This is a genomic window from Pantoea sp. PNA 03-3 (genome assembly GCF_003201175.1).
Taxonomy (GTDB): Bacteria; Pseudomonadota; Gammaproteobacteria; order Enterobacterales; family Enterobacteriaceae; genus Pantoea; species Pantoea stewartii.
This window is the reverse complement of sequence record NZ_QICO01000003.1, coordinates 30,975-53,290: the sequence shown is the minus strand read 5'-3', so window position 1 is coordinate 53,290 and position 22,316 is coordinate 30,975. Positions and strand designations below refer to the sequence as shown.

Genomic DNA, 22,316 nt, shown 5'->3' with positions numbered 1-22,316 from the left:
GTCAGCCTCTTCAGGCCTGATTATGACTTCATGAGTTCACGCAGGCGCGTCACGGACTTCTGCACCAGCGCAATGGCATAATCGATCTCTTCTTCAGTGGTGAACCGCCCCAGTGAGAAGCGAAGTGAACTGTGGGCCAGTTCTTCGTTCAGACCGAGTGCGCGCAGAACATAGGAAGGTTCCAGACTGGCGGAAGTACAGGCCGATCCGGACGACAGCGCAAGATCTTTCAGCGCCATGATCAACGACTCACCTTCAACATCAGCAAAACTGACGTTAAGTATGTTGGCGCAGCTGTGTTGCAAATCACCATTCACCGTTACGCCGCCTGTCTCACGGATGCCGTGCCACAGTTTGTCACGCAACAGCGACAAGCGAGCCATCTCTTCTTCACGCACCGCTTTGGCAATGCGGTAAGCCTCACCCATGCCGACAATCTGGTGCACCGGTAAGGTCCCCGATCGCATATTGCGCTCGTGACCGCCGCCGTGGATCTGCGCATCAATCTGGATACGCGGCTTACGACGGACATAGAGCGCGCCAATGCCTTTAGGACCATAAACTTTATGACCGGAAAACGACATCAGATCAACAGGCAGTTCAGCGAGATCGATAGCCAGTTTCCCGACGCTTTGCGTCGCATCGACGTGGAACAGGATGCCCCGTTCCCGGCACAGGGCGCCCAGCGCAGCGATATCCTGAATCACACCGATTTCGTTATTCACATGCATGATGGAAACCAGCACCGTGTCGTCACGTAGCGCGGCGCGCAGGTCGTCAGGCGCGATCAGGCCATTCGCTGCTGGCGTCAGCCAGGTGATCTCAAAGCCTTCACGTTCAAGTTGCAGGCAGGTATCAATGACCGCTTTATGTTCGGTTACGCTGGTGACGATGTGTTTACCACGCGACTGGTGGAAATGGGCTGCGCCTTTAATGGCGAGATTGTCGGATTCGGTGGCCCCGGAGGTGAAGACGATTTCACGTGGGTCAGCATTGACCAGCTCCGCGACCTGATTGCGCGCAACGTCCACCGCCTCTTCTGCCTGCCAGCCGAAACGGTGCGAACGGGAGGCCGGGTTACCAAACGTGCCATCCAGCGTCAGGAATTGCATCATTTTGCTGGCCACACGCGGATCGGCCGGCGTCGTGGCGGCATAATCCAGGTAAATCGGTAATTTCATTGCGCTACAGCTCCGTATAAAAAATCATACGTATTTATAGCAGATTCAGCCCCTGCCGCGTTAGCAGTAAGGGCCGGAGAAGCAGAGGATTAGGAGGCGCGGAGGTTAACGTTGATTTCCTGTGCGCGGGCGTGCTGGAAACGACGATTGTCGTTAGCATTCTGGCGGTCGGCCACATCCAGGATTTCCTGATTATTCACCAGCTCAGCCAGCGTAATGTTGTTCAGGAATTCGCTAATACGGACGCTCAGGTCACGCCACAACACATGGGTCAGACAGCGCTCGCCACCCTGACAGCCTTCTTTGCCCTGGCATTTGGTGGCGTCCACAGATTCATCAACCGCAGTGATCACTTCACCCACCGCAATCGCGCTGGCTTCTTTGCCCAGCAGATAACCGCCACCCGGACCACGAACGCTGGATACCAGATTGTGCTTACGTAACCGCGAGAACAGCTGCTCCAGATAAGAGAGCGATATACCCTGGCGTTCAGAGATGTCAGCCAGTGGAACAGGGCCCTGGTGAGAATGCAGGGCAACGTCCAGCATAGCGGTAACAGCGTAACGTCCTTTGGATGTCAGTCTCATAGCATACAACCTCAATAGCGTCCGGTTATCGGAGGATTAGCGAAGATGACGGCAAGTCTGACATTCCCGAGTAATTTGGTCAACTATTTAACCAAGTAATTTACTCAACTATTTAACCTGGCGTTTTACTCAACTATTCAGGGCCGTTTTGTTTCGGTCCTTTACGCTTCTCAAACGAGGCGAGCATCCCGCGCAGAATATTGAGTTCGTCGCGCTCAGGACGGGCACGCGTATACAGACGACGCAGCTTGCTCATTACCTGGCCGGGATTGGCTTCACGGATAAATCCGCTTTCCAGCATCATCTGTTCCATGTGCTGGTAGAAACGCTCCAGGTCGTCAACCAGCGGATAAGGTGATTCCTCGTACTGCGGTTTGGGACTGGCGTTGTCCTGCGCCTGCAGCCAGGCCATGCGGACTTCATAGGCAATGATCTGCACCGCCATCGCCAGGTTAAGCGAGCTGTATTCCGGGTTCGCCTGGATGGCCACATGATAATGGCACTTTTGCAATTCATCGTTAGTCAGCCCGACACGCTCACGACCAAACACCAGGGCGACGGGGGCCTGCCGGGCCTCTTCAATACTTTTCAGGCCACATTCACGTGAATCCAGCATCGGCCACGGCAGCGAGCGGGAACGTGCACTGGTGCCGACCACCAGACTGCATCCGGCAATCGCGTCATCCAGTGAGTCGACAATTTTCGCCTCGCCAATCACGTCACTGGCCCCGGCAGCCAGCGAGATAGCCTGTGAATCCGGCTTCACTAACGGATTGACCAAATAGAGGTTAGTTAAGCCCATAGTTTTCATCGCGCGCGCGACGGAGCCCATGTTGCCGGTGTGAGAAGTTTCTACCAGTACGATACGAATATTTTGCAGCATAATTGGGATCGGTCAGAAAATGATGACGCGTACTCTAACATAAAGCAGGACATTTACCGAACACCCTGCTATACTCCGCGCCGTTTTCCCCGTTCTTTAACATCCAGCGAGAGATACCGATGCATCCAATGCTCAACATTGCCGTGCGCGCAGCGCGCAAGGCCGGAAATTTAATTGCCAAGAATTATGAAACCCCGGACGCCGTCGAAGCCAGCCAGAAAGGCAGTAACGACTTCGTAACCAATGTTGACCGCGACGCAGAACGCCTGATTATCGAAGTGATTCGTAAATCCTACCCGAAGCACACCATTATTACTGAAGAGAGTGGTGAACTTGAAGGTGAAGATCAGGACATTCAATGGGTAATCGATCCGCTGGATGGCACGACCAACTTTATCAAACGCCTGCCCCACTTCTCTGTTTCTATCGCCGTACGCATTAAAGGCCGTACTGAAGTGGCGGTGGTATATGATCCTATGCGTAATGAACTGTTCAGTGCCGTACGTGGCCAGGGCGCGCAGCTTAACGGCTACCGTCTGCGCGGCAGCATCGCTCGCGATCTGGATGGCACCATTCTGGCGACCGGTTTCCCGTTCAAGCTAAAACAGCACGCGCCGGCTTACATGAACATCATGACCAAACTGTTCACACAGTGTGCGGACTTCCGTCGTACCGGCTCTGCCGCACTGGACCTGGCCTATGTTGCCGCAGGTCGTGTGGATGGCTATTTTGAAATCGGTCTGAAACCGTGGGATTTTGCCGCGGGTGAACTGCTGGTGCGTGAAGCGGGCGGACTGGTTACTGACTTCACCGGCAATCATGGTTACCTGCATTCAGGTAACATTGTGGCCGGTAATCCTCGTGTGGTTAAAGCGCTGCTGTCGTCCATGCGCGATGAACTGAGCGAAGCGCTGAAGCGCTAAAGAAAAAGGCGGCACATTCTGTGCCGCCTTTTTTAACGCCTTTCGGTTAGCGACGTTCGTTCGCCAACACCTGACGTGGCTGAGTACGACGTCCCACCATGCCCATCACGCCTGCCAGGACTGCTTCAATAATCAGGATAAAGAAGGCGTACCAGCTGGCTTTCGCTGTCGCTTTAGCCGCCTGCTCACCGGCTTCACGGGCTTTCTGCTCAGCCTGCTGTTTCAGCTCCTGATATTTCTGCATAGCCTGCTGATAGCTCTGCTCTGCCTGATTAACGATCTGCTCTGCTTCCTGATCGCTTTTGCCGGTGCGCGCTTTAATAATATTTTTCAACGCCTCACGATCGGCTGCCTGTAATGTATCAGCATGACGATCAATAACGCCTTTAAACCAGTTAGCTAAATCCGTGTCTGCGGTTTGCGGATGATTAGCGGTGTTATTTGCCTGGTTCTCTGCATTCTGCGCTTCATTATTCGCATCCTGCTTCAGTTTTTCAGGTTGTAATTCAGGCTTGCCTGTTTGACGCAGCGTCGTTTCCAGCTCACGCTGCATGTCATTTAAATTAATATTGTTTTCCTGCAGCTTGTCTTTTGCCATTTGGGTAACAGATGGCGCAGCGGCTGAAATACCCTGACCGACAGCCTGGAAGCCCGTGCCCAGAATGTTCATCGCACCGCCTAATACGCTACTGGCAAGACTGATGGCTAAATAAATCGTTATCACCGTGCTTATGCCAAACATCAGTAACCCATGCAGCGCGCCTTCGCGCTGTGCCAGACGTCCGGCAACATAGGCGCCCGCGACGATGGCGAGAAGCATTTCAATCGCCGTCCACACCAGCGCACCGGTGCCCAGATGTTTAAACGGATTGCCTTCCTGCAGGGGATCAATAGTCGTCGCGCCGATAGCTGTTCCCAGCAGAGTTAATAATATGTGAATTATCAGTGCGCAAATAACACCGGCAAAAACGGCACTCCATGAAATACGTTTTAGGGGCAAACCCGCTGTTCCAGTTACCAGCGGATCGGTGTAGCCATTATTAATACGGGTATCAGCCATGAGATATTTTCCTCGCAAAGCACGGAATCGTTCCGTTTTTATTCATCCCATTATTGGGAGGTGATTTAACTATTAACAGCGTAGACAGTGAAAACAAATTTCACCACTAAACAGTCAGCAGAAAAATAAAAAATAGTGAGGAATATATTGCAGAATGAGCAGCGAAAAACGCTTTTCGCTGCTATAGAAATCAGAAAGGCCGGATGCCGCCCGCCAACCCCGGCTGAGCAGATTGCCATAACGCACAGCCCGCAACGATTAACATGACGCTTCCCAGCAAAGCCAACAGAGGCAACAGACTGCGTGCGCGATCGCTTATGTGGCTGTTTGCACTCAGCCGTTGCGCCAGCGAACGCGATCGCTGCACCAGCAGACCAATCGCCGAAATGGTCAGGGCCGTTCCCATCGCCATCACCGCCGCCGAGAGGACGCCCCAGAGGTAAACGCCAATCACCTTAGCAAACAGCAGCATCATAATGGCTCCTGAACAGGGCCGCAGCCCCATCGACAGAACCACCAGTAACTGGGTTTTCACGTTAACGGCACCGGCTACCTGCTGTGCACTGGGCAGATGAGCATGACCGCAGCCGCACTGATCATCATGATGATGGTGTGGATGCAGAGCACGAATGTTCATCGCCGGTTTCGGTCGGAACAGTCGCCACAGAGAGTTGACCGCCCGATAACCTGTCCAGATTCCCAGGGCAATCACCAGAAGATAACTGCCCTTCTCCAGCCAGAAACTGCTCAGATGCAACTGGCGTGATGAGGTGTGCAATACCACCAGCATCAGGGTTACCAGAACAATCGCGACTGAACCCTGTAACAGCGATGCCAGCAGCGTCAGCTTCATGCTGGTTTTCAGTTTTGCCGGATGAGTGGCCAGGAAAGTGGTGATAACAACCTTACCGTGCCCAGGTCCTAACGCATGCAGGATGCCGTACACCAGACTAAACGCCAGTAATGACAGGCCAGCCCGGTGCGGATGTTCGGCGACCTGTTGCAGGAGCTGCGTCATCTCGCGGTTGAGAATTTTTTGCCAAAGCACACTTTGCAGCAGAATTTGCGGCCAGTACAGCCAGATCGCGCTGACCGCCGTCACCAGCCCGACCATGAATACTGCCAGTGGCCACAGCCGTTTTTTGGGCCGCGCTATGGTCGTCAGTGACATGTCAGAATCACCGTTTGCGCGAACTGCCTGCCCAGATCCATCTCTTCGGGTGGCGCATCGGCCTTGTCGAGCGATAAGGCATACTGCTTCAACGAGTCATTCGGCTTTGGCGTATGCAAGATGAAGGCGCAGCGTGACTGCAACGCTGGCGGCACGGTTAAGGCGTCAGGCTTGTCATAGAACATGTCGACGAAATACGTGGGATCGAAGGTGAGAATCTCAAAGCGCTGACCGGTTAATGTGGGTGGCTCGGCCAGCGGCAACACAAACTCCAGCACCGCTTTGTTGCCACTGCGTGACAGATTGTATTCTTTTGGTAGATTCAAGAACTTCACCCGCTGCTTGTTATGCCAGATTTCAGAAAAATAATGTTGTCCCAGCACATTCGCCATCACGCCGGCTGCCAGTTTTTTCCAGACCACGGTGCCCGGTTTCGCATCGCTCGCGTCGTAAAGAAGATCGGCGGAGGTAATTTCATCCATGGTCCAGATCATTTTCAGGCCCGTAAACCGATCGCCGTCAGCAACCAGTTCCGTTTTCATATCAATAAAGCTGTGAGGATGTGCCAGTGCTGACGAACTTATCAGGGTTAGCAGTGCGAAAAACATGCGTTTCATAATGTTATAAAGTAACGTTCCTGATAAAAAGGTTTCATAAGTAACAAAATTTTGTGACCCGCCTTAAACCTCTGAACAAAAAACCGGGTAAACCATTCACCGGTCAGGGCAGTTGACTATTCTTAGCTAAAAATAGCCAGCGGGAATATTGATTGATGAGTTCTGCTACATCTTCAGCACCACTCTTCACCGTTTCTCAGCGCCGCTGCCACCTGTTGTTATTGCTGTTTCTGCCCACTCCCGTGCTGACGCTCACCCGGTTAAGCCTGCTTAACGGCGTGGATGCTGCCACCGCCAGGCAAGATATTGCCGCCGTGGGTGATGAGATACAGCGCTATCATCAACTGGAACTTCACCAAATGGTGGATGGCAGCTTGCGCATTCATGGTACAGAGCTGGACAGACGAATTTGTCTTATACATAACCTGCGGCGCAGTTTGCGTCTGTCGCAGACGTTTGTCTGTGAGCATTTTGCGACACCGCTTCGCCAGCGCCTTAAGCAAATGAAAATTGAGAAGGCGCTCTACGATGAAACCAATCTACAGGCACTCATCCAGCACTGCAGCCTGTGCCTTGATCGCCCTTTCAGTACACGCGATCAACTCTTTTTACAAATATTTATGAAATACGGCCTGTGCCAGCGCCAGCCTGCCCTCTTTACTGCACAACAGCAGGCCTGGCTGGCGATGAAGGCGGAGCGCCGCGCGGCCACTGATGTCATTCGTCACTGGAAAAAACGGTGCCATCTCGCACCGGATGCGAGTGAAACCGACTTCTGGACATTACTGTTCAGCCTCATCCACGCGCCGCATCCGGACGGCATCCGTCACGCCAGTGAACAGCGGCTCATGCGCGCCACGCATCAGCTGATCGATGACTTCGAGGCTTCGTCAGGCACCCCTTTTCCTGAACGTGCCGAACTCCAGCAGCAACTGTATACGCACCTGGCGCAGGCGCTGGATCGCACTTACTTTACTATTGGCATTGATGACAGTGTGGCACAAGACGTAACCAGGCTTTATCCGCGCCTGCTGCGAACCACTCAGCAGGCGCTGGTGGCGTTTGAGCAGGAATACGCGATTTGTTTTAAACCGGAAGAAGTCAGTCTGATAACCATTATTTTTGGTGCATGGCTGATGCAGAGCAGCGCCCTTCAGGAAAAACAGGTGCTGCTCCTGACCGGTGACGATCCGGCGCTGGAACAGGACGTTGAGCAGCAGATCCGGGAAATCACCTTATTACCCGTTAATATCACCTATCAGCATGTGGATGACTTTCAGCGCGACGGCGCGCCGCGCGAAGTTGATTTGATCATCTCGCCTTACGTCACCTCCCTGCCGCTGTTTTCGCCCCCGCTGATCCATGCAGAATTGCCGTTGACCGAATATCATCAGCAACGCATTCGCTATTTGCTGGAGTCCTGACGCGGGCGCAGAAACAGCGCAGGCAGCGCCACCAGCGCCATCACCCAAAACAGCTGTCCATGAAGATGGGTAAACAGCACGCCACAAATCATCGTCATCACGGCGATACCGCCGCCCATCGCCAGCGCCGAATAGAGCGACTGCAACCGAATCACCTCCGCACCCTGCCGTGAAGCAATGAAACGCATGGCTGCAAGGTGGCAGACCGTAAACGTACCGCAGTGGAGAATTTGCGCCACAATCAACACCGGCAGTGCCGTGCTGGCCCCCAGCAGGCTCCAGCGAATTAACGCGCAAACGCCGGACAGCAGCAGTAAATCGCGCGCCTGCCAGCGGTGAAACAGACGGTGACTCAGCGCAAAGATCACAATTTCTGCCACCACGCCAAGCGACCACAGATAACCAATGCACGAGGCGGAATAGCCACTTTCCTGCCACCAGATCGCGCTGAAGCCGTAATAGGCCGCATGCGCTCCCTGCAGCAGGGTGACGCACACCATGAAACGCCAGACCGCGTTTTCCCGTATCAGATCGCGCCAGGCCTGCCAGCCACCGCTGACGTTGCTCTTGCGTTCGCTGCCCTGAGGGTGTGTTTGCGGCGTCAGCAACATGCCCGCCAGCATACTTATGACGCCCGCTGACAGCAGCATTAAAATCGCCTGGGATGAAAAAGCCGTCACCAGCATACCGGTCAACGACGAACTGATGACGAAGGCCAGAGAACCCCAGAGGCGCACCGGCCCGTAGGCCAGACCAATTTGTTGCGTCCAGGTCGCCGCCAGCGCATCACTTAAAGGCACCAGCGGGGAGAAAAACAGATTAAAGCCGGTCATCACTAACAGCAGCCACAACCACTGTTGTCCAGTCCAGTATCCCACGGCAAAAAGACAGGTCAGCAGCGCCAGCAGCCGCAACGCCGTAATCAGTTGAGAAGGATGTTTAACCTGCGAGGCGATGAACAAACTGCCTACAAAACGCGCCACCATGCCGCAGCCAAGCAGCAGACCAATTTGTTCGGGGTTCAGTCCCACGCCTTTTAGCCAGACGCCCCAGAAAGGCAGGTAAATACCGTAACAAAAAAAGTAGGTGAAATAGCTTAATCCAAGCCATCTGGCGGAGCCGATTGCCATGTTCCCTCCAGCAATAGTGTGACCGGTCGTGTTAAGAGGTCGATACTTTGTCAGAGCCACGTGAGACGGGCAATAAAAAAGGATGGCCGGGGCCATCCTTTTTCAACCGTTGACTCACCTGACGGGATCAGGCGTAAACCGGTAAGCGCGCACAGATATCCAGCACTTTTTGCTTCGTGCGTTCAATCGTGGCTTCGTCGTTCACATCGTCCAGCACGTCAGCAATCCAGCCGGCCAGTTCACGCACGTCCGCTTCTTTAAAGCCACGACGCGTGACCGCTGGGGTACCGATACGTACACCGGAGGTGACAAACGGGCTTTTCGGATCGTTCGGCACGCTGTTTTTGTTCACGGTGATATTGGCACGGCCCAGTGCCGCATCCGCTTCTTTACCGGTCAGGTTTTTGCTCACCAGATCAATCAGGAACAGGTGGTTGTAAGTGCCGCCTGACACGATGTTATAACCGCGTTCCAGTAAGACCTCGACCATCGCTTTCGCGTTTTTTGCCACCTGCTGCTGGTAGGTTTTGAACTCGGGTTCCATCGCTTCTTTGAACGCCACGGCTTTACCCGCAATGACGTGCATCAGCGGGCCGCCCTGGCCGCCAGGGAAAACCGCAGAGTTAAGCTTTTTGTACAGTTCTTCGTCGCCACCTTTCGCCAGAATGATGCCGCCACGCGGACCGGCCAGCGTTTTGTGGGTTGTAGAAGTCACAACGTGCGCGTGCGGTAAAGGGTTCGGGTAAACGTCAGCCGCAATCAGACCCGCAACGTGCGCCATATCCACAAACAACCAGGCACCAACGCTGTCTGCGATTTCGCGCATTTTGGCCCAGTCGCAAATACCCGAATACGCAGAGAAACCGCCAATGATCATCTTAGGCTGGTGCGTTTTTGCCAGCTCAGCCAGTTCGTTGTAGTCAATTTTACCGGTTTCATCGATACCGTAAGGCACGACATTGTAGAGTTTGCCCGACAGGTTAACAGGCGAACCGTGCGTCAGATGACCACCGTGCGCGAGGTTCATACCCAGAATGGTATCGCCTGGCTGCAGCAGGGCGGTAAACACAGCAAAGTTAGCCTGTGAACCTGAGTGCGGCTGTACGTTGGCATAATCTGCACCAAACAGCGCTTTCGCACGATCGATAGCCAGCTGCTCAACAATATCTACATACTCGCAGCCGCCGTAATAACGTTTGCCAGGATAGCCTTCAGCATATTTGTTGGTGAGCTGTGAACCTTGCGCCTGCATTACACGCGGGCTGGTGTAGTTTTCAGAAGCAATCAGTTCAATGTGCTCTTCCTGACGCACTTTCTCTTGCTCCATCGCCTGCCACAACTCGGCATCATAATCGGCAATGTTCATTTCACGCTTTAACATCCGCATCTCCTGACTGGCTATCTTTAAATCGGCAAATTACGCCCCCAAAGGGCGAAGGCAGACAGTGTAAACCCTTTTACCAGGGGACGGTAGGGCCAATCCCCTCTTTTTACGCAAACGTTTGGCTTCGCATTGGCGATGTGTTTTTGGCTCGCTTTGCAAGCGGTTTCCCGCTGTTTTTCCCCGCACCCTGTAACGGAAATTTTCCATTTCTCCGTCTGAAAATTTGCTGCTCAGTCTTCCTGTAAACCACAACGCTATTTACAGAACAAAACGCCCGGCCATAAGATGCATTTAAAATACAACTTTAAGTGAGGTATTCCCATGCTTGATGCCAAGACGATTCACATTGTGAAATCCACCCTTCCCGCGATTGCCGCATGCGGCCCCGATCTGACGGCCCATTTTTACAGTCAGATGCTCTCTCATCATCCAGAGTTAAAGCATGTCTTTAACAGGGCCAACCAGCGCAATGGCGCACAGCGTGAAGCGCTGTTTAATGCGATTTGCGCCTACGGGGCCAATCTGGACAATCTGACGGCGCTACGGCCAGCCGTCGAAAAAATTGCCCAAAAGCACGCCAGCCTGACTATCCAGCCTGAGCAATATAAAATTGTGGGTGAGTATTTACTCGCCTCTATCGACGCCATGCTGAATCCTGGCGAAGCGGTGCTCGCCGCCTGGAGACGCGCCTACACAGTGCTGGCCGATATCTTTATCCAGCGTGAAGAAGCCCTTTATCAGGCATCGGCACACCAGCAAGGCGGCTGGCGCGGCACGAGAGCCTTCTTCATCAGCGCGATTGAGCAACAAAGTGACGTGATCAAAAGCGTTACCCTCGCTCCTGTTGATGGTAAACCCATTGCGTCCTTCAGGCCGGGGCAGTATGTGTCACTGCATCTGCAGCCAGCGGGCTTCCGTTATCAGCAAATTCGTCAGTACTCACTCACCACCGTCAGCAATGCGCAGACTTACCGAATTGCGGTAAAACAGGAAGCCGGGGGAAGAGTCTCAGGCTGGCTGCATCAACAGGCCAAAGCAGGCGATGAGATTCAGCTGACGCCTCCACACGGGGATTTTTTTCTCCAGGCAAGTCCGACGACGCCGGTCACGTTGATTTCAGCGGGCGTAGGGCAAACGCCTATGCTGGCCATGCTGCATGCGCTGGCTGCCCGGCAGCACCCGGCAGCGGTCAACTGGTTACATGCCGCTGAAAACGGCCAGCAGCATGCCTTTGCAGATGAAGTGCGCGCGGCCGGTGACCTGTTGCCTGATTTTGCCCAACATATCTGGTATCGCGAGCCAAATCAGGGCGATGCAGGTCGTTATGATGCGCAAGGCCTTATGGATCTGGCGAGCGTTTCACCACGTCTGCAGGAGGTGAATACCCACTTCTATCTTTGTGGGCCGCTGGGCTTTATGCAGTTCGTCGTTCAGCAGCTGCTGGCGGTCGGCGTGACGGCGGACAGGATTCACTATGAGGTGTTTGGTCCGCATAAGGTAATGTAATTTGCGGCTATGAACGGCCCTTCTGGCATCTGTTATACGCTGAAAGTAAGGAGCCGTTTCGTGCGTATTACTGTGTTCATGCGTGAAGAGCGACGCGTCGGAGTCGGAGTCGGACATATTTTCATAGCGGAACAGATTACCGCCTATCCAGGCGCTTTCGCACGCATGGCAGCGTTTTACTTACCACTATTGAGCCGGGTAATTGTTAACGCATGGGAAGAAATAGCAGGGTTTAACTTTCTTTTATTGATGGCAATGTATCAGCGAGGGCCTTTCTTAGTTTCAGCAAACAGGATTGTTTCCAGTATCCTTCTGGCAAAGCTTTATGTAATGTCGGGAATGTTTCGTCAAAATAGTCACGCAGTTCATCACGGCCCGGTTCGATAAAAGGCGCTGCACATATGTGATCAATATTTTCCTCATCAACAAATTTTAACACCTCGTTGGGATTCTCAGGTAAAGCATAGGCCATGACAATATTTAAACTTTCCTGAAAAGAGGTCATCCCTAAGAATGGCGATTTGCTTAACACGGGATAAAGTCTTATCCAGCGGGTTTCACCCTGGGCTATAAGCTCCCCTATTTTGTCGTAATCGCTGTCTGATAAGCCCTTACTATCATCATTTTTAGAGGCTGTTAATACTTTAGTGAAAAGCGCATTTTTGCTCGAAGCATTGTGCTCTAATGAACATGAAGCGAGAAGAAAAATAAGCGTAGTAATAATGATCCATTTCATTTCACAATCAACTCTTTATCACCACTATCTGCTATTGTCCTCCTGATATCTAAGGAGGCAACAATACATCCATTTGATGCTGTCCCCCGCCCGTTGTCCCCATGTATAAGAAAACCTGCACGTCCACACATTTTATTACTAAGGTAAGGTGTCAAGCGAAGAACGAATCGACCTGCAGTAGGATGTTTTGTTATAGGATTTCCTATCTTGTACTTACCTCTAGGTAAAGGACCTTTATTTATCTCACATTCTAAATCAGGATCATCTTTATAGCCTTCAGCACCCGCATAAAGAGCACTAAACTTATATTCACCGTTTTGTGTAAACGATCTTTTCCTTACATCATAAACCCAGGTCATCTCGATCCCTTCCGCTAACTACTTTTGTGCTGAAGCTAAGTGCGCTCCTTCCATGAGTCTGAGTGTTGAATATTACCATCGCAATACTTCCAGGTAATTCTCTCATATCTCAAAGTTACAGATTCGAGGTGATTCAAATTTTCAATAGATTTTATGTTATGCATAAGAGGGTTAACAGATACAACCTTAACCCCTTCCATTAACATATTGAAGTATTCTTCCTCCTGACCAGCGTGATTAATGCGATACCACTTAATCTCCGCTGATTTAAGTGTCTGACCGGAGGAAACGGCTTTATAGAGATAAGGACTAGACGAATCAAACTCTTTTTCGAATTCTAATTCGCTATGAATACGGGTGCCGATAAGTTTGCCGGTGTGGGGATCTGTTGGTATGCTCAATCCGTGCATGAAACTGAGTACTTCAATACTCCCCTCTCTATTCTGGATATCAACTGAACCTTTAATATCCGCACCACCATCATCTTTCAACCAAAGATAAGCAGGAATCGCCATATAAAGTCACCATTCACATAGCCTAAAAAATCCATGCTAAATGAAAAAAGGAATACTTTCTTGATTCAGACCAATATATGAATGAAAAAACAAAAATTAGAAAGCCATAAAATAGAATTAATATCTGGTTGTTATTAAAAAAATAAATATACTTGAAAAATGAATAAGTGAGTTATGCAATTTGAAGTTAATGTTGCCCAGATGATAACGTGCTGGAAATGACTGATTATTGCCCCTTCCTGAAATCAGGCAGGGGCACACTGACCAGCGATAAACGTTGTCCCGCATCGCAGGCGCAGTTCAGAAGCAAGCTTCGCTTCTGAAAAGGATTAAATCGCTTCCTCGTCTTCTTCACCGGTACGGATACGCACCACGCGAGCGACATCGAAAACAAAGATTTTGCCGTCGCCAATTTTGCCGGTTTGCGCGGTGCGCATGATGGTTTCGACGCAGGTGTCCACGATATCATCGCCAACCACCATTTCAATTTTCACCTTCGGCAGAAAGTCCACCATATACTCTGCCCCACGGTAGAGTTCCGTGTGCCCTTTCTGGCGGCCAAAGCCTTTCACTTCGCTTACGGTCATCCCGGTGATGCCGACTTCAGCAAGCGCTTCGCGCACATCATCAAGTTTGAATGGTTTAATTATTGCATCGATCTTTTTCATGTCAGACCCTTTCCTCGCGCCCTCCGTGGTCAGAGGGATTTTTTAAGTATAAATGTCGCTGGCCATGCTGCAGGCTGGTGCGGCAGAAAATTACTCTTTAAAGTCACTGGCGTCCAGTTCGTGACGTGACAGCAGCTTATAGAATTCAGTACGGTTACGTCCAGCCAGACGCGCCGCGTTGGTCACATTTCCTTTGGTCATCTGCAACAGCTTGCGCAGGTAATTGAGTTCAAACTGATTACGCGCCTCGACAAAGGTTGGTAATGCGCTGTTTTCGCCGCTCAGTGCCTGCTCTACCAGCGCATCGCTGATCACCGGCGAGGAACTGAGCGCCACGCACTGTTCGATCACATTCACTAACTGACGCACGTTACCGGGCCAGCTGGCGGAGATCAGGCGCTTCATCGCATCCACCGAAAAACTGCGCACCTGCGGTTTGTGACGGTCTGCGGCCTGGCGCAGCAGATGATTAGCCAGCAGCGGAATATCCTCGGTACGTTGATGCAGCGCCGGTATTTTCAGGTTAACAACGTTCAGGCGATAAAAGAGATCTTCACGGAATTCGTTTTTCTCCATCGCTTTCGGTAAATCCCGGTGCGTGGCGGAGATAATCCGCACATTGATATCAATATCGTTGTTGCTGCCAAGCGGCCGGACTTTACGCTCCTGTATGACCCGCAGCAGTTTAACCTGCAGCGCGGGCGGCATATCGCCAATTTCGTCCAGAAACAGCGTCCCGCCTTCGGCCGCTTTAAACAGGCCGTCGCGCGCGCTGACCGCACCGGTAAAGGCACCTTTCGCGTGACCAAATAACTCCGATTCCAGCAACTGCTCGGGCAAGGCACCACAGTTGATCGCGATGAACGGCTTGTCGGCGCGCGGACTGGCCGCATGGATAGCCTGCGCCAGCACCTCTTTACCCGTCCCGCTTTGCCCGTTGATCAGCACGCTGACATCCGACTGAGCAACCATGTGCGCCTGTTCAAGTAAGCGCAGCATCTGAGGATTGCGTGTTACGATGGCTTCCCGCCAGCGGTCGTCGCTGACCGGGACGCGCTGCGCGAGCGCTTCATCGATTGCCTTATAAAGCGCATCGCGATCGACCGGTTTGGTTAAAAAGCTAAATACGCCCTGCTGGGTTGCCGCGACGGCCTCTGGAATCGAACCGTGTGCGGTTAAAATGATGACCGGCAAGCCCATATGCCGTTTCTGGATTTCGCCAAAAAGCGCCAGGCCGTCCATCTCATCCATGCGCAAATCGCTTATCACCAGATCGATTTTCTCTTTCTGCAACAGCCGAAGCGCGTCAGGCCCACTGGCTGCGGTGGTCACCTGATAGCCTTCGCTGCTCAGCCGCATCCCTAACAGTTTCAGCAGGCTGGGATCATCATCCACCAGCAGCAGATGTGCCGCATGTTTTATCATTACTGCTCTTCCTCTTGTGGCAACGCCGTTCCATGACTGCCTTCTGGCATCTCTGAGGTTTTGCGCGACGAAAGCTGGCGTTCGATATCGGTTAACCGCTCCAGCTTGCTTTGCGTATCGCTTAACTGCTGCCGTAATTTTATCTGCTGCTGACGCAGCGCATCCGTCTGCGCATCGCTGCTCTGCTGCAGATGGACGTACCGCGAACGTAGCGCACTTAAATCCAGCTGTGCCGCCTGGTTACTGCGCCAGAGCTGGATGAGTGCCCGCAGGTTTTGCGGGAACTGCTCACTGTAGCTGTCCAGCTCGGTGATATAGTCGCGCCGTTCCAGTGGCGTTACGTTGCCATTTGCCATGAGTACGCCCTGTTTAAAGGCTCGCGACCAGCTGTCTACTGGCCAGCGGTGCGCCTCGGCGCGGGCTTCCGCGGGCGAAAGTCGTTCGGCGCAGTCAATACTGCGCATCCAGTAAAGGGGATTGGCAAGCGCGGCAGTATTTTCAATATGCCAGATATCGCTACAGCGGGTTGTCAGATAATCCACCAGGCGCGTTTCAGGCACCGCGACAGAGTTTGGTGCGGGCTGGGATGCCGAGGTCGCCGGTGAGGAGGCACAGCCGCTGAGCATCAGGGTGCTCAGTGCGCTTATAAGAATCGCGGCAAAAAATTTCATACTTCAGACTTTCCCGGCGGTGGTATTCAGTTCAATGCGAAAACAAACATCCGCGTCATCGCGGCTGACCAGTTGCAGGTTGCCGTGCATACGGCGCAGACAATCCTTTGCGATACTTAACCCCAGTCCACTGCCTTTAACCGGCCCTTTGCGCTGATGGCTGCCCTGAAAAAAGGGCTCAAAGATCATTGCCTGCTCATGATCGGGAATGGGCGTACCGCTGTTAGCGACCTCAATGATGACTGTATCGCCCTGCTGCTGGCTACGAAGCCAGATGTTACCGGATTCATTGCCATAGTTCACGGCGTTAGAGTAGAGGTTATCAATCACGCTCATTAATAGCATAGGCTCAGCCAGGCAATCTGTGGCCTTCAGATCGATCTCAACGTGCATCTGTTTGTTACGCGCCGAAAGGGCGTGGGCATTCACAACGTCATGCACGATATCGTCCAGTTTGATCGCCTCAAGCGTGATCGGGCCATCAGCGAGCCTGCGGTTGTAGTCGAGCAATTGTTCAATCAGGTGCTGCAAATGACGGCTGCTGGTATCGAGTATGGAGACGATTTCTTTCTGCTCCGGATTTAGCACGCCCGCGACTTCATCCGCCAGAAGCGCCGTGCCTTCACGCAAACTGGCCAGCGGGGTTTTCAGTTCGTGTGAAAGGTGGCGTAAAAATTCGTGTCGCTGAGATTCAAGCCAGTGCAGCCGCTCGCTCAGCCAGACAATACGTTGCCCCAGCGAACGCAATTCCCGTGGCCCCCGAAACACCATGCTGCTGCCCAGTTCCCGCCCTTCGCCAAGGCGGTTAATCATCCGTTCGACACTTTTGACCGGACCGATGATCATGCGGGTAAACAGCAGCGTGAGTGTCAGGCTGATAATGAACAGAATCAGCGCCTGCCAGCCAAAGAACTGACCGCGATCGGCGATTTCGCGCTGAAGCTGTAAGCCGCGGGCGAATACCACCTCCCGCGTGTCGTGCACCAGTTGTGCGTTGGTTGCGGAAAAACGGTCAAGCGCCTGCGCAGCACTGCCCATCGGATTACCGTTCTGGCACTGCAGGGTTTCCAACAGCGGCAGCGTGTCCCGTAGCGTCTTAAAAGCCGGTAAATCGGGCAGATTATCAGCATGGGAACTGAGCATCTGGCTGTAACGAATCCGCTGCGTCTGATACAGCTTCGCCAGCGAGGCATCACCCAGTACGCAATACTGACGATAGCTGCGCTCCAGCTCAATGGCGGTTCGTGCCATGGCTTCGCTGCGCCGGACATCGGTAAAGGTGTTGCGGTTAGTGTCCGCCGCCTGATTGCTGAGTGCGGAGAGGCTTTCCCATGCCTGCCAGGCCAGTACCAGTAAGGGCAGGAGCACCAGCAAAAAGGCCATCAGCACCAGCTGACGCAGAGATTGGGGGAAAAAACGCCATTTTTTCACGCGACGGCTTCCATAAAGATACGCTTACCGGATGCTAGCGGAGTCGGCCCGGAGAAGGAAGAGGCAGAAAAGAAAACGGCAGACCATCTGGCCTGCCGCAGACGCGCCGCCTTAGCCACGCGTGAGAATGGGTGGAGCCTAACTCAACGTTACGTCCGATGCTTGATAACGATGCAATGCATACGATTATCGGTGTGGTGGACGGCAGGCTCCGTTTGGTGCGTCATTCGGGCTTTATGAGCTCTGACCGCAGCGCGGTGGCATTCATAAACAAGTGAATGAGCAGCGCGATAATTATAGCAAAGATCATGCCAACAATAAAAGCCCCTTTCTGTTCAGGCTCTTGCAGGTAAGCGAGCAGTGAAAGCGGCCCGTTCAGACCATCCGGTCTGGCAAATGTGTCGCCAAATGCCAACACATTTTCATCGTACCTCTGCCGTATAATAAAATCATAGAGATAGATGTCACCAATCAGCGACATCAAAAGGTGACGGCTGTCTCCTTTTGCCAACATCTCGTGCCCATAAAAAAAGGGAGGCACCTGGCCTCCCCATTTTTTTACGGCAATTAACCCAGTTGTTTGCGCGCGTTACGGAAAATGCGCATCCATGGGCTGTCTTCCCCCCACTCCGCCGGATGCCAGGAGTTGCTGACCGTACGGAAAACACGCTCAGGATGCGGCATCATAATGGTGACGCGCCCGCTTTCGTTGGTCACGGCAGTGATGCCATTTGGCGAACCGTTCGGGTTGGCCGGATAGGTTTCCGTCACCTTACCGCTATTGTCCACAAAGCGCAGCGCCACCAGCCCTTTGGATTCCAGCGCCGCCAGGTGAGTACCATCGCGCACTTCTACAAAACCTTCTCCGTGTGATACCGCAACAGGCATCCGCGAACCCGCCATGCCATCCAGCAGTAATGACGGGCTGGCGGCCACTTCAACCAGGCTGAAGCGCGCTTCAAAGCGCTCAGACTGATTACGCACGAAGCGCGGCCACAGTTCGCTGCCAGGAATCAGCTCGCGCAGGTTGGACATCATCTGGCAACCGTTGCAAACACCCAGCGCCAGCGTTTGCGGACGATGGAAGAAGGCTTCGAACTGATCGCGCACACGCGGGTTGAACAGGATAGATTTCGCCCAGCCCTCACCGGCTCCCAGTACGTCACCGTAAGAGAAGCCACCACAGGCCACTAACGCCTGGAAACGTTCCAGATCGATGCGTCCTGCCAGCAGATCGCTCATATGAACGTCCACGGCGGTAAAGCCTGCGCGGTCAAAGGCTGCGGCCATTTCCACATGAGAGTTAACACCCTGCTCACGCAGCACGGCCACGCGCGGACGGGCACCTGTCGCAATCATCGGCGCGGCAACGTCCTCTTCCGGCCTGAAGGTCAGGCTGACGTTAAGACCCGGATCGTTGTCGTCCTGTTTTGCCTGATGTTCCTGATCAGCACAGGCCGGGTTATCACGCAGACGCTGCATCTGCCAGGTGGTTTCCGCCCACCAGGTACGCAGCGTGGTGCGACTTTCGCTGTACACAGCACTGTCGCCTGAACGAATCACGAAGCGATCGCCCGGCTGTGCGCTGCCCAGCACATGGCTGCACTGCGCCAGTCCATGTTGAGCCAGAATCTGCTCGACACCTTCACGATCGGCGGCCTTGATCTGAATGACTGCGCCCAGTTCCTCAGTAAACAGCGCCGCCAGCGCATCACTGCCCAGCGCCGCGATATCAACATCTACACCGCAGTGGCCGGTAAAGGCCATTTCTGCCAGCGTGACCAGCAGGCCCCCATCGGAACGGTCATGGTAGGCCAATAGTTTCTGTTGGCTGACCAGCGCCTGCATCGCATTAAAGAAGCCTGCCAGCTGCTGTGCATCACGTACATCGGCAGGCTTGTCGCCCAGTTGACGATACACCTGCGCCAGCGCGGTTGCGCCCAGGGTATTGGCACCGTTACCCAGATCGATCAGCAGAAGCAGGTTGTCCTGATCCGCCATCAGTTGAGGCGTCACGTTGCGACGAACATCTTCGACACGAGCAAAGGCGGTAATCACCAGCGACAGCGGCGACGTCATTTCGCGTTGTTCAGTGCCTTCCTGCCAGCGGGTTTTCATCGACATGGAGTCTTTACCCACCGGGATAGTAATGCCCAGTGCCGGACACAGCTCCTCACCGACAGCTTTCACGGCGTCATACAGGCCCGCATCTTCGCCCGGATGACCCGCGGCTGACATCCAGTTTGCCGAGAGCTTCACACGCTTCAATGACCCCACGGGCGTGGCGGCCAGGTTTGTCAGCGCTTCACCAACAGCCAGTCGTGCTGAGGCGGCAAAGTCGAGCAGCGCCACCGGCGCGCGTTCACCCAGAGCGAACGCTTCACCATGATAGCTGTCGAGGCTGGCGGTCGTGACCGCACAGTTGGCTACCGGGATCTGCCAGGGTCCTACCATCTGATCCCGTGCCACCATGCCGGTCACACTGCGATCGCCGATGGTGATCAGAAAGGTTTTTTCCGCCACGGTCGGTAAGTGCAGAACGCGATTCACCGCCTCCGTTAAGACGATGCCATCACGGTGTAACGGTGTGCCCTGCGCCTGCTGTTTGACGACATCGCGCGTCATTTTCGGGGTTTTCCCCAACAGCACATCCAGCGGCATATCAATTGGGCTGTTATCAAAGTGGCTGTCGTTGAGCGTCAGATGCTGCTCTTCTGTGGCTTCACCGATAACCGCAAAAGGCGCGCGCTCACGCTCGCAAATCGCCGCAAATTCAGCCAGCTTTTCGGGTGCCACCGCCATGACGTAACGCTCTTGCGATTCATTACACCAGACTTCCAGCGGGCTCATCCCTGGCTCATCGCTGAGGATATCGCGCAGGTTGAAACGTCCACCGCGCCCGCCATCGCTGACCAGCTCAGGCATGGCGTTCGACAGCCCGCCCGCACCGACATCGTGGATAAACAGAATCGGGTTGTCGTCGCCTAACTGCCAGCAGCGGTCAATCACTTCCTGGCAACGCCGTTCCATTTCCGGGTTATCACGCTGTACGGAGGCAAAGTCGAGATCAGCGTCAGACTGGCCCGATGCCATAGATGAGGCCGCCCCGCCGCCCAGACCGATATTCATTGCCGGGCCGCCCAGTACGATCAGCTTTGCCCCGACAGTAATCTCGCCTTTCTGGACGTGATCGGCACGGATGTTCCCGATGCCACCCGCCAGCATAATCGGCTTGTGGTAACCGCGCAGTTCGGTGCCGTTGTGGCTGTTGACCTGTTCTTCATAGGTACGGAAATAGCCATTCAATGCGGGACGGCCAAACTCGTTGTTAAACGCCGCGCCGCCCAGAGGGCCTTCAGTCATAATGTCCAGCGCGCTGACGATGCGCGCGGGCTTGCCAAAATCCTCTTCCCACGGCTGCTCAAAGCCCGGAATACGCAGGTTCGACACCGAGAAGCCGACCAGACCGGCTTTCGGCTTCGCGCCCCGTCCGGTCGCCCCTTCGTCACGAATTTCGCCGCCGGAGCCGGTTGCCGCGCCAGGCCACGGCGAAATCGCCGTAGGATGGTTATGCGTTTCGACCTTCATCAGAATATGCGCCGCTTCCTGGTGGTAGCCATATTCCCCGTTTTCGGCATCCGCAAAGAAGCGTCCTACTTCAGAGCCTTCCATCACCGCCGCATTGTCTTTATAAGCCGACAGGACATAATCCGGCGTTTGCTCAAAGGTGTTCTTAATCATTTTAAACAGCGATTTCGGCTGTTTTTCGCCGTCAATAATCCAGTCGGCGTTAAAAATCTTGTGACGACAGTGCTCGGAGTTCGCCTGAGCAAACATATAGAGTTCGATGTCGTTAGGGTTACGGCCCAGCTTCGTAAAGGCTGCCAGCAGGTAGTCAATTTCGTCGTCTGCCAGCGCCAGGCCCAGCGATGTATTGGCATGAACCAGTGCCTGACGGCCTTCACCCAACACATCAACGCTTTTGACCGGCTGAGGTTCGTGGTGGGCAAACAGTTGTTCGGCCTGATGGAGGTCGCTGTACACCGTTTCCATCATGCGGTCATGCAGCAGCGCTGACAGCGTTTGCCACTGGGTTTCCGTCAACTGGGGTGCCTGAACATAAAACGCCAGACCGCGCTCCAGTCGACGGACCTGTGACAGATCGCAGTTATGCGCAATATCGGTCGCTTTTGAAGACCATGGCGAAATGGTGCCTGGACGTGGCGTGACCAGCAGCAAACGCCCTTGTGGCGCATGTTCAGCGAGAGAAGGACCGTACTTGAGCAGGCGCTGCAGACGGGATTTTTCATCCTCACTCAACGGCGCGCTGACATCGGCAAAATGGACGTACTCAGCGTAAATATCACTCACCGGCAGATGAGCGTCCTGAAAGCGGGCCAGCAGTTTGTTTACACGAAATGCCGACAGGGCGGGCGAACCACGCAGAATTTCCATCATAAGATCTCTCGTCTTTGAAACGCCGGGTGCGACGCTTCATTGGGCGCAACAGGGGGAAAACGGGGCGTATTATAGAGAAAGCCACTCCGCGACGAAACCGTTTGCGCAAAATTTATGGCCAACAAGATTTGGCTGATAATTGCGCAAAAATTGCTTTATAAGTTGCTCTGCCTCAGTTTGTTGCGCA

At 53.7% G+C, this 22,316-nt stretch carries 20 protein-coding genes; 3 read left to right on the top strand and 17 right to left on the bottom strand.

From position 1 onward, the window contains the following. Positions 1-20: 20 nt before the first annotated feature. The 3 genes from C7433_RS10105 to trmJ all read right to left on the bottom strand — a co-directional run bounded on the left by C7433_RS10105 (position 21) and on the right by trmJ (position 2,651). The gene (locus C7433_RS10105) at positions 21-1,181 is read right to left on the bottom strand and encodes an IscS subfamily cysteine desulfurase (protein WP_033740900.1); all 1,161 of its coding nucleotides are present in this window, start codon (positions 1,179-1,181) and stop codon (positions 21-23) included. Positions 1,182-1,270: 89 nt separating this feature from the next. Further along, on the bottom strand, positions 1,271-1,768 hold the full coding sequence (gene iscR, locus C7433_RS10100; RefSeq protein WP_006120637.1) for a Fe-S cluster assembly transcriptional regulator IscR: 498 nt from the start codon (positions 1,766-1,768) through the stop codon (positions 1,271-1,273). A gap of 133 nt (positions 1,769-1,901) precedes the next feature. Further along, a complete protein-coding gene (trmJ, locus tag C7433_RS10095; RefSeq protein WP_006120638.1) occupies positions 1,902-2,651 on the bottom strand; it encodes a tRNA (cytosine(32)/uridine(32)-2'-O)-methyltransferase TrmJ in 750 nt (249 codons plus the stop codon). Positions 2,652-2,770: 119 nt separating this feature from the next. Between trmJ and suhB the strand changes: the two genes are divergently transcribed. Next, a complete protein-coding gene (suhB, locus tag C7433_RS10090; RefSeq protein ID WP_006120639.1) occupies positions 2,771-3,574 on the top strand; it encodes an inositol-1-monophosphatase in 804 nt (267 codons plus the stop codon). A gap of 46 nt (positions 3,575-3,620) precedes the next feature. Here the strand turns inward: suhB and C7433_RS10085 are convergent, their stop codons facing one another. The 3 genes from C7433_RS10085 to C7433_RS10075 form a co-directional block, all read right to left on the bottom strand. Continuing rightward, positions 3,621-4,634, bottom strand: a complete 1,014-nt coding sequence (locus C7433_RS10085) for a TIGR04086 family membrane protein (RefSeq protein ID WP_033740904.1) — start codon at positions 4,632-4,634, stop codon at positions 3,621-3,623. Between the two features lie 190 nt (positions 4,635-4,824). Continuing rightward, the gene (locus tag C7433_RS10080) at positions 4,825-5,805 is read right to left on the bottom strand and encodes a nickel/cobalt transporter (RefSeq protein WP_039340000.1); all 981 of its coding nucleotides are present in this window, start codon (positions 5,803-5,805) and stop codon (positions 4,825-4,827) included. After that, complete coding sequence (locus C7433_RS10075; RefSeq protein ID WP_110268118.1) at positions 5,796-6,422, bottom strand: DUF1007 family protein; 627 nt, start codon at positions 6,420-6,422, stop codon at positions 5,796-5,798. The genes C7433_RS10080 and C7433_RS10075 overlap by 10 nt, the downstream gene beginning before the upstream one ends. 155 nt (positions 6,423-6,577) lie before the next feature. Between C7433_RS10075 and csiE the strand changes: the two genes are divergently transcribed. After that, entirely contained in the window at positions 6,578-7,846 is a 1,269-nt protein-coding gene (gene csiE / locus C7433_RS10070; protein WP_033740907.1) for a stationary phase inducible protein CsiE, read from the top strand. Here the strand turns inward: csiE and C7433_RS10065 are convergent. Both C7433_RS10065 and glyA read right to left on the bottom strand, forming a co-directional pair. Next, positions 7,828-8,976 (bottom strand): 3-phenylpropionate MFS transporter, encoded by a 1,149-nt coding sequence (locus C7433_RS10065; protein ID WP_110268117.1) that lies wholly within the window; start codon positions 8,974-8,976, stop codon positions 7,828-7,830. The two genes, csiE and C7433_RS10065, sit on opposite strands and share 19 nt — an antisense overlap. A gap of 127 nt (positions 8,977-9,103) precedes the next feature. Continuing rightward, the gene (gene glyA / locus C7433_RS10060; RefSeq protein WP_033740908.1) at positions 9,104-10,357 is read right to left on the bottom strand and encodes a serine hydroxymethyltransferase; all 1,254 of its coding nucleotides are present in this window, start codon (positions 10,355-10,357) and stop codon (positions 9,104-9,106) included. A 324-nt stretch (positions 10,358-10,681) separates the two neighbouring features. On the opposite strand from glyA, the gene hmpA reads away from it, so the two are divergent. Continuing rightward, positions 10,682-11,866, top strand: coding sequence for an NO-inducible flavohemoprotein (gene hmpA, locus C7433_RS10055; protein ID WP_110268116.1), 1,185 nt, complete (start codon positions 10,682-10,684; stop codon positions 11,864-11,866). 232 nt (positions 11,867-12,098) lie between these two features. Here hmpA and C7433_RS23850 read toward each other — a convergent pair whose 3' ends face one another. From C7433_RS23850 to purL, 9 genes are all read right to left on the bottom strand, one after another. Further along, entirely contained in the window at positions 12,099-12,602 is a 504-nt protein-coding gene (locus C7433_RS23850) for a hypothetical protein (RefSeq protein ID WP_233255773.1), read from the bottom strand. Further along, a complete protein-coding gene (locus C7433_RS10045; protein ID WP_110268115.1) occupies positions 12,599-12,961 on the bottom strand; it encodes a tlde1 domain-containing protein in 363 nt (120 codons plus the stop codon). Before C7433_RS10045 ends, C7433_RS23850 begins: the two co-directional genes overlap by 4 nt. A 35-nt stretch (positions 12,962-12,996) precedes the next feature. Next, the gene (locus tag C7433_RS10040) at positions 12,997-13,476 is read right to left on the bottom strand and encodes an Hcp family type VI secretion system effector (RefSeq protein ID WP_039340007.1); all 480 of its coding nucleotides are present in this window, start codon (positions 13,474-13,476) and stop codon (positions 12,997-12,999) included. 329 nt (positions 13,477-13,805) lie between these two features. Continuing rightward, positions 13,806-14,144 carry a nitrogen regulatory protein P-II gene (gene glnB, locus C7433_RS10035; protein WP_003848647.1) on the bottom strand — a complete coding sequence of 113 codons (339 nt, stop codon included), beginning with the start codon at positions 14,142-14,144 and terminating at the stop codon, positions 13,806-13,808. A gap of 90 nt (positions 14,145-14,234) precedes the next feature. Continuing rightward, positions 14,235-15,569: a two-component system response regulator GlrR gene (glrR, locus tag C7433_RS10030; RefSeq protein WP_006120648.1), complete on the bottom strand. Its 1,335-nt coding sequence runs from the start codon at positions 15,567-15,569 to the stop codon at positions 14,235-14,237. Next, positions 15,569-16,240 carry a two-component system QseEF-associated lipoprotein QseG gene (gene qseG, locus C7433_RS10025; protein WP_033740913.1) on the bottom strand — a complete coding sequence of 224 codons (672 nt, stop codon included), beginning with the start codon at positions 16,238-16,240 and terminating at the stop codon, positions 15,569-15,571. The genes glrR and qseG overlap by 1 nt, the downstream gene beginning before the upstream one ends. Positions 16,241-16,243: 3 nt before the next feature. After that, positions 16,244-17,671 (bottom strand): HAMP domain-containing sensor histidine kinase, encoded by a 1,428-nt coding sequence (locus tag C7433_RS10020; protein WP_110268114.1) that lies wholly within the window; start codon positions 17,669-17,671, stop codon positions 16,244-16,246. Positions 17,672-17,894: 223 nt separating this feature from the next. After that, on the bottom strand, positions 17,895-18,185 hold the full coding sequence (locus C7433_RS10015; protein WP_133745437.1) for a hypothetical protein: 291 nt from the start codon (positions 18,183-18,185) through the stop codon (positions 17,895-17,897). A gap of 53 nt (positions 18,186-18,238) precedes the next feature. After that, positions 18,239-22,129 (bottom strand): phosphoribosylformylglycinamidine synthase, encoded by a 3,891-nt coding sequence (gene purL, locus C7433_RS10010; RefSeq protein WP_058701199.1) that lies wholly within the window; start codon positions 22,127-22,129, stop codon positions 18,239-18,241. Positions 22,130-22,316 lie beyond the last annotated feature (187 nt).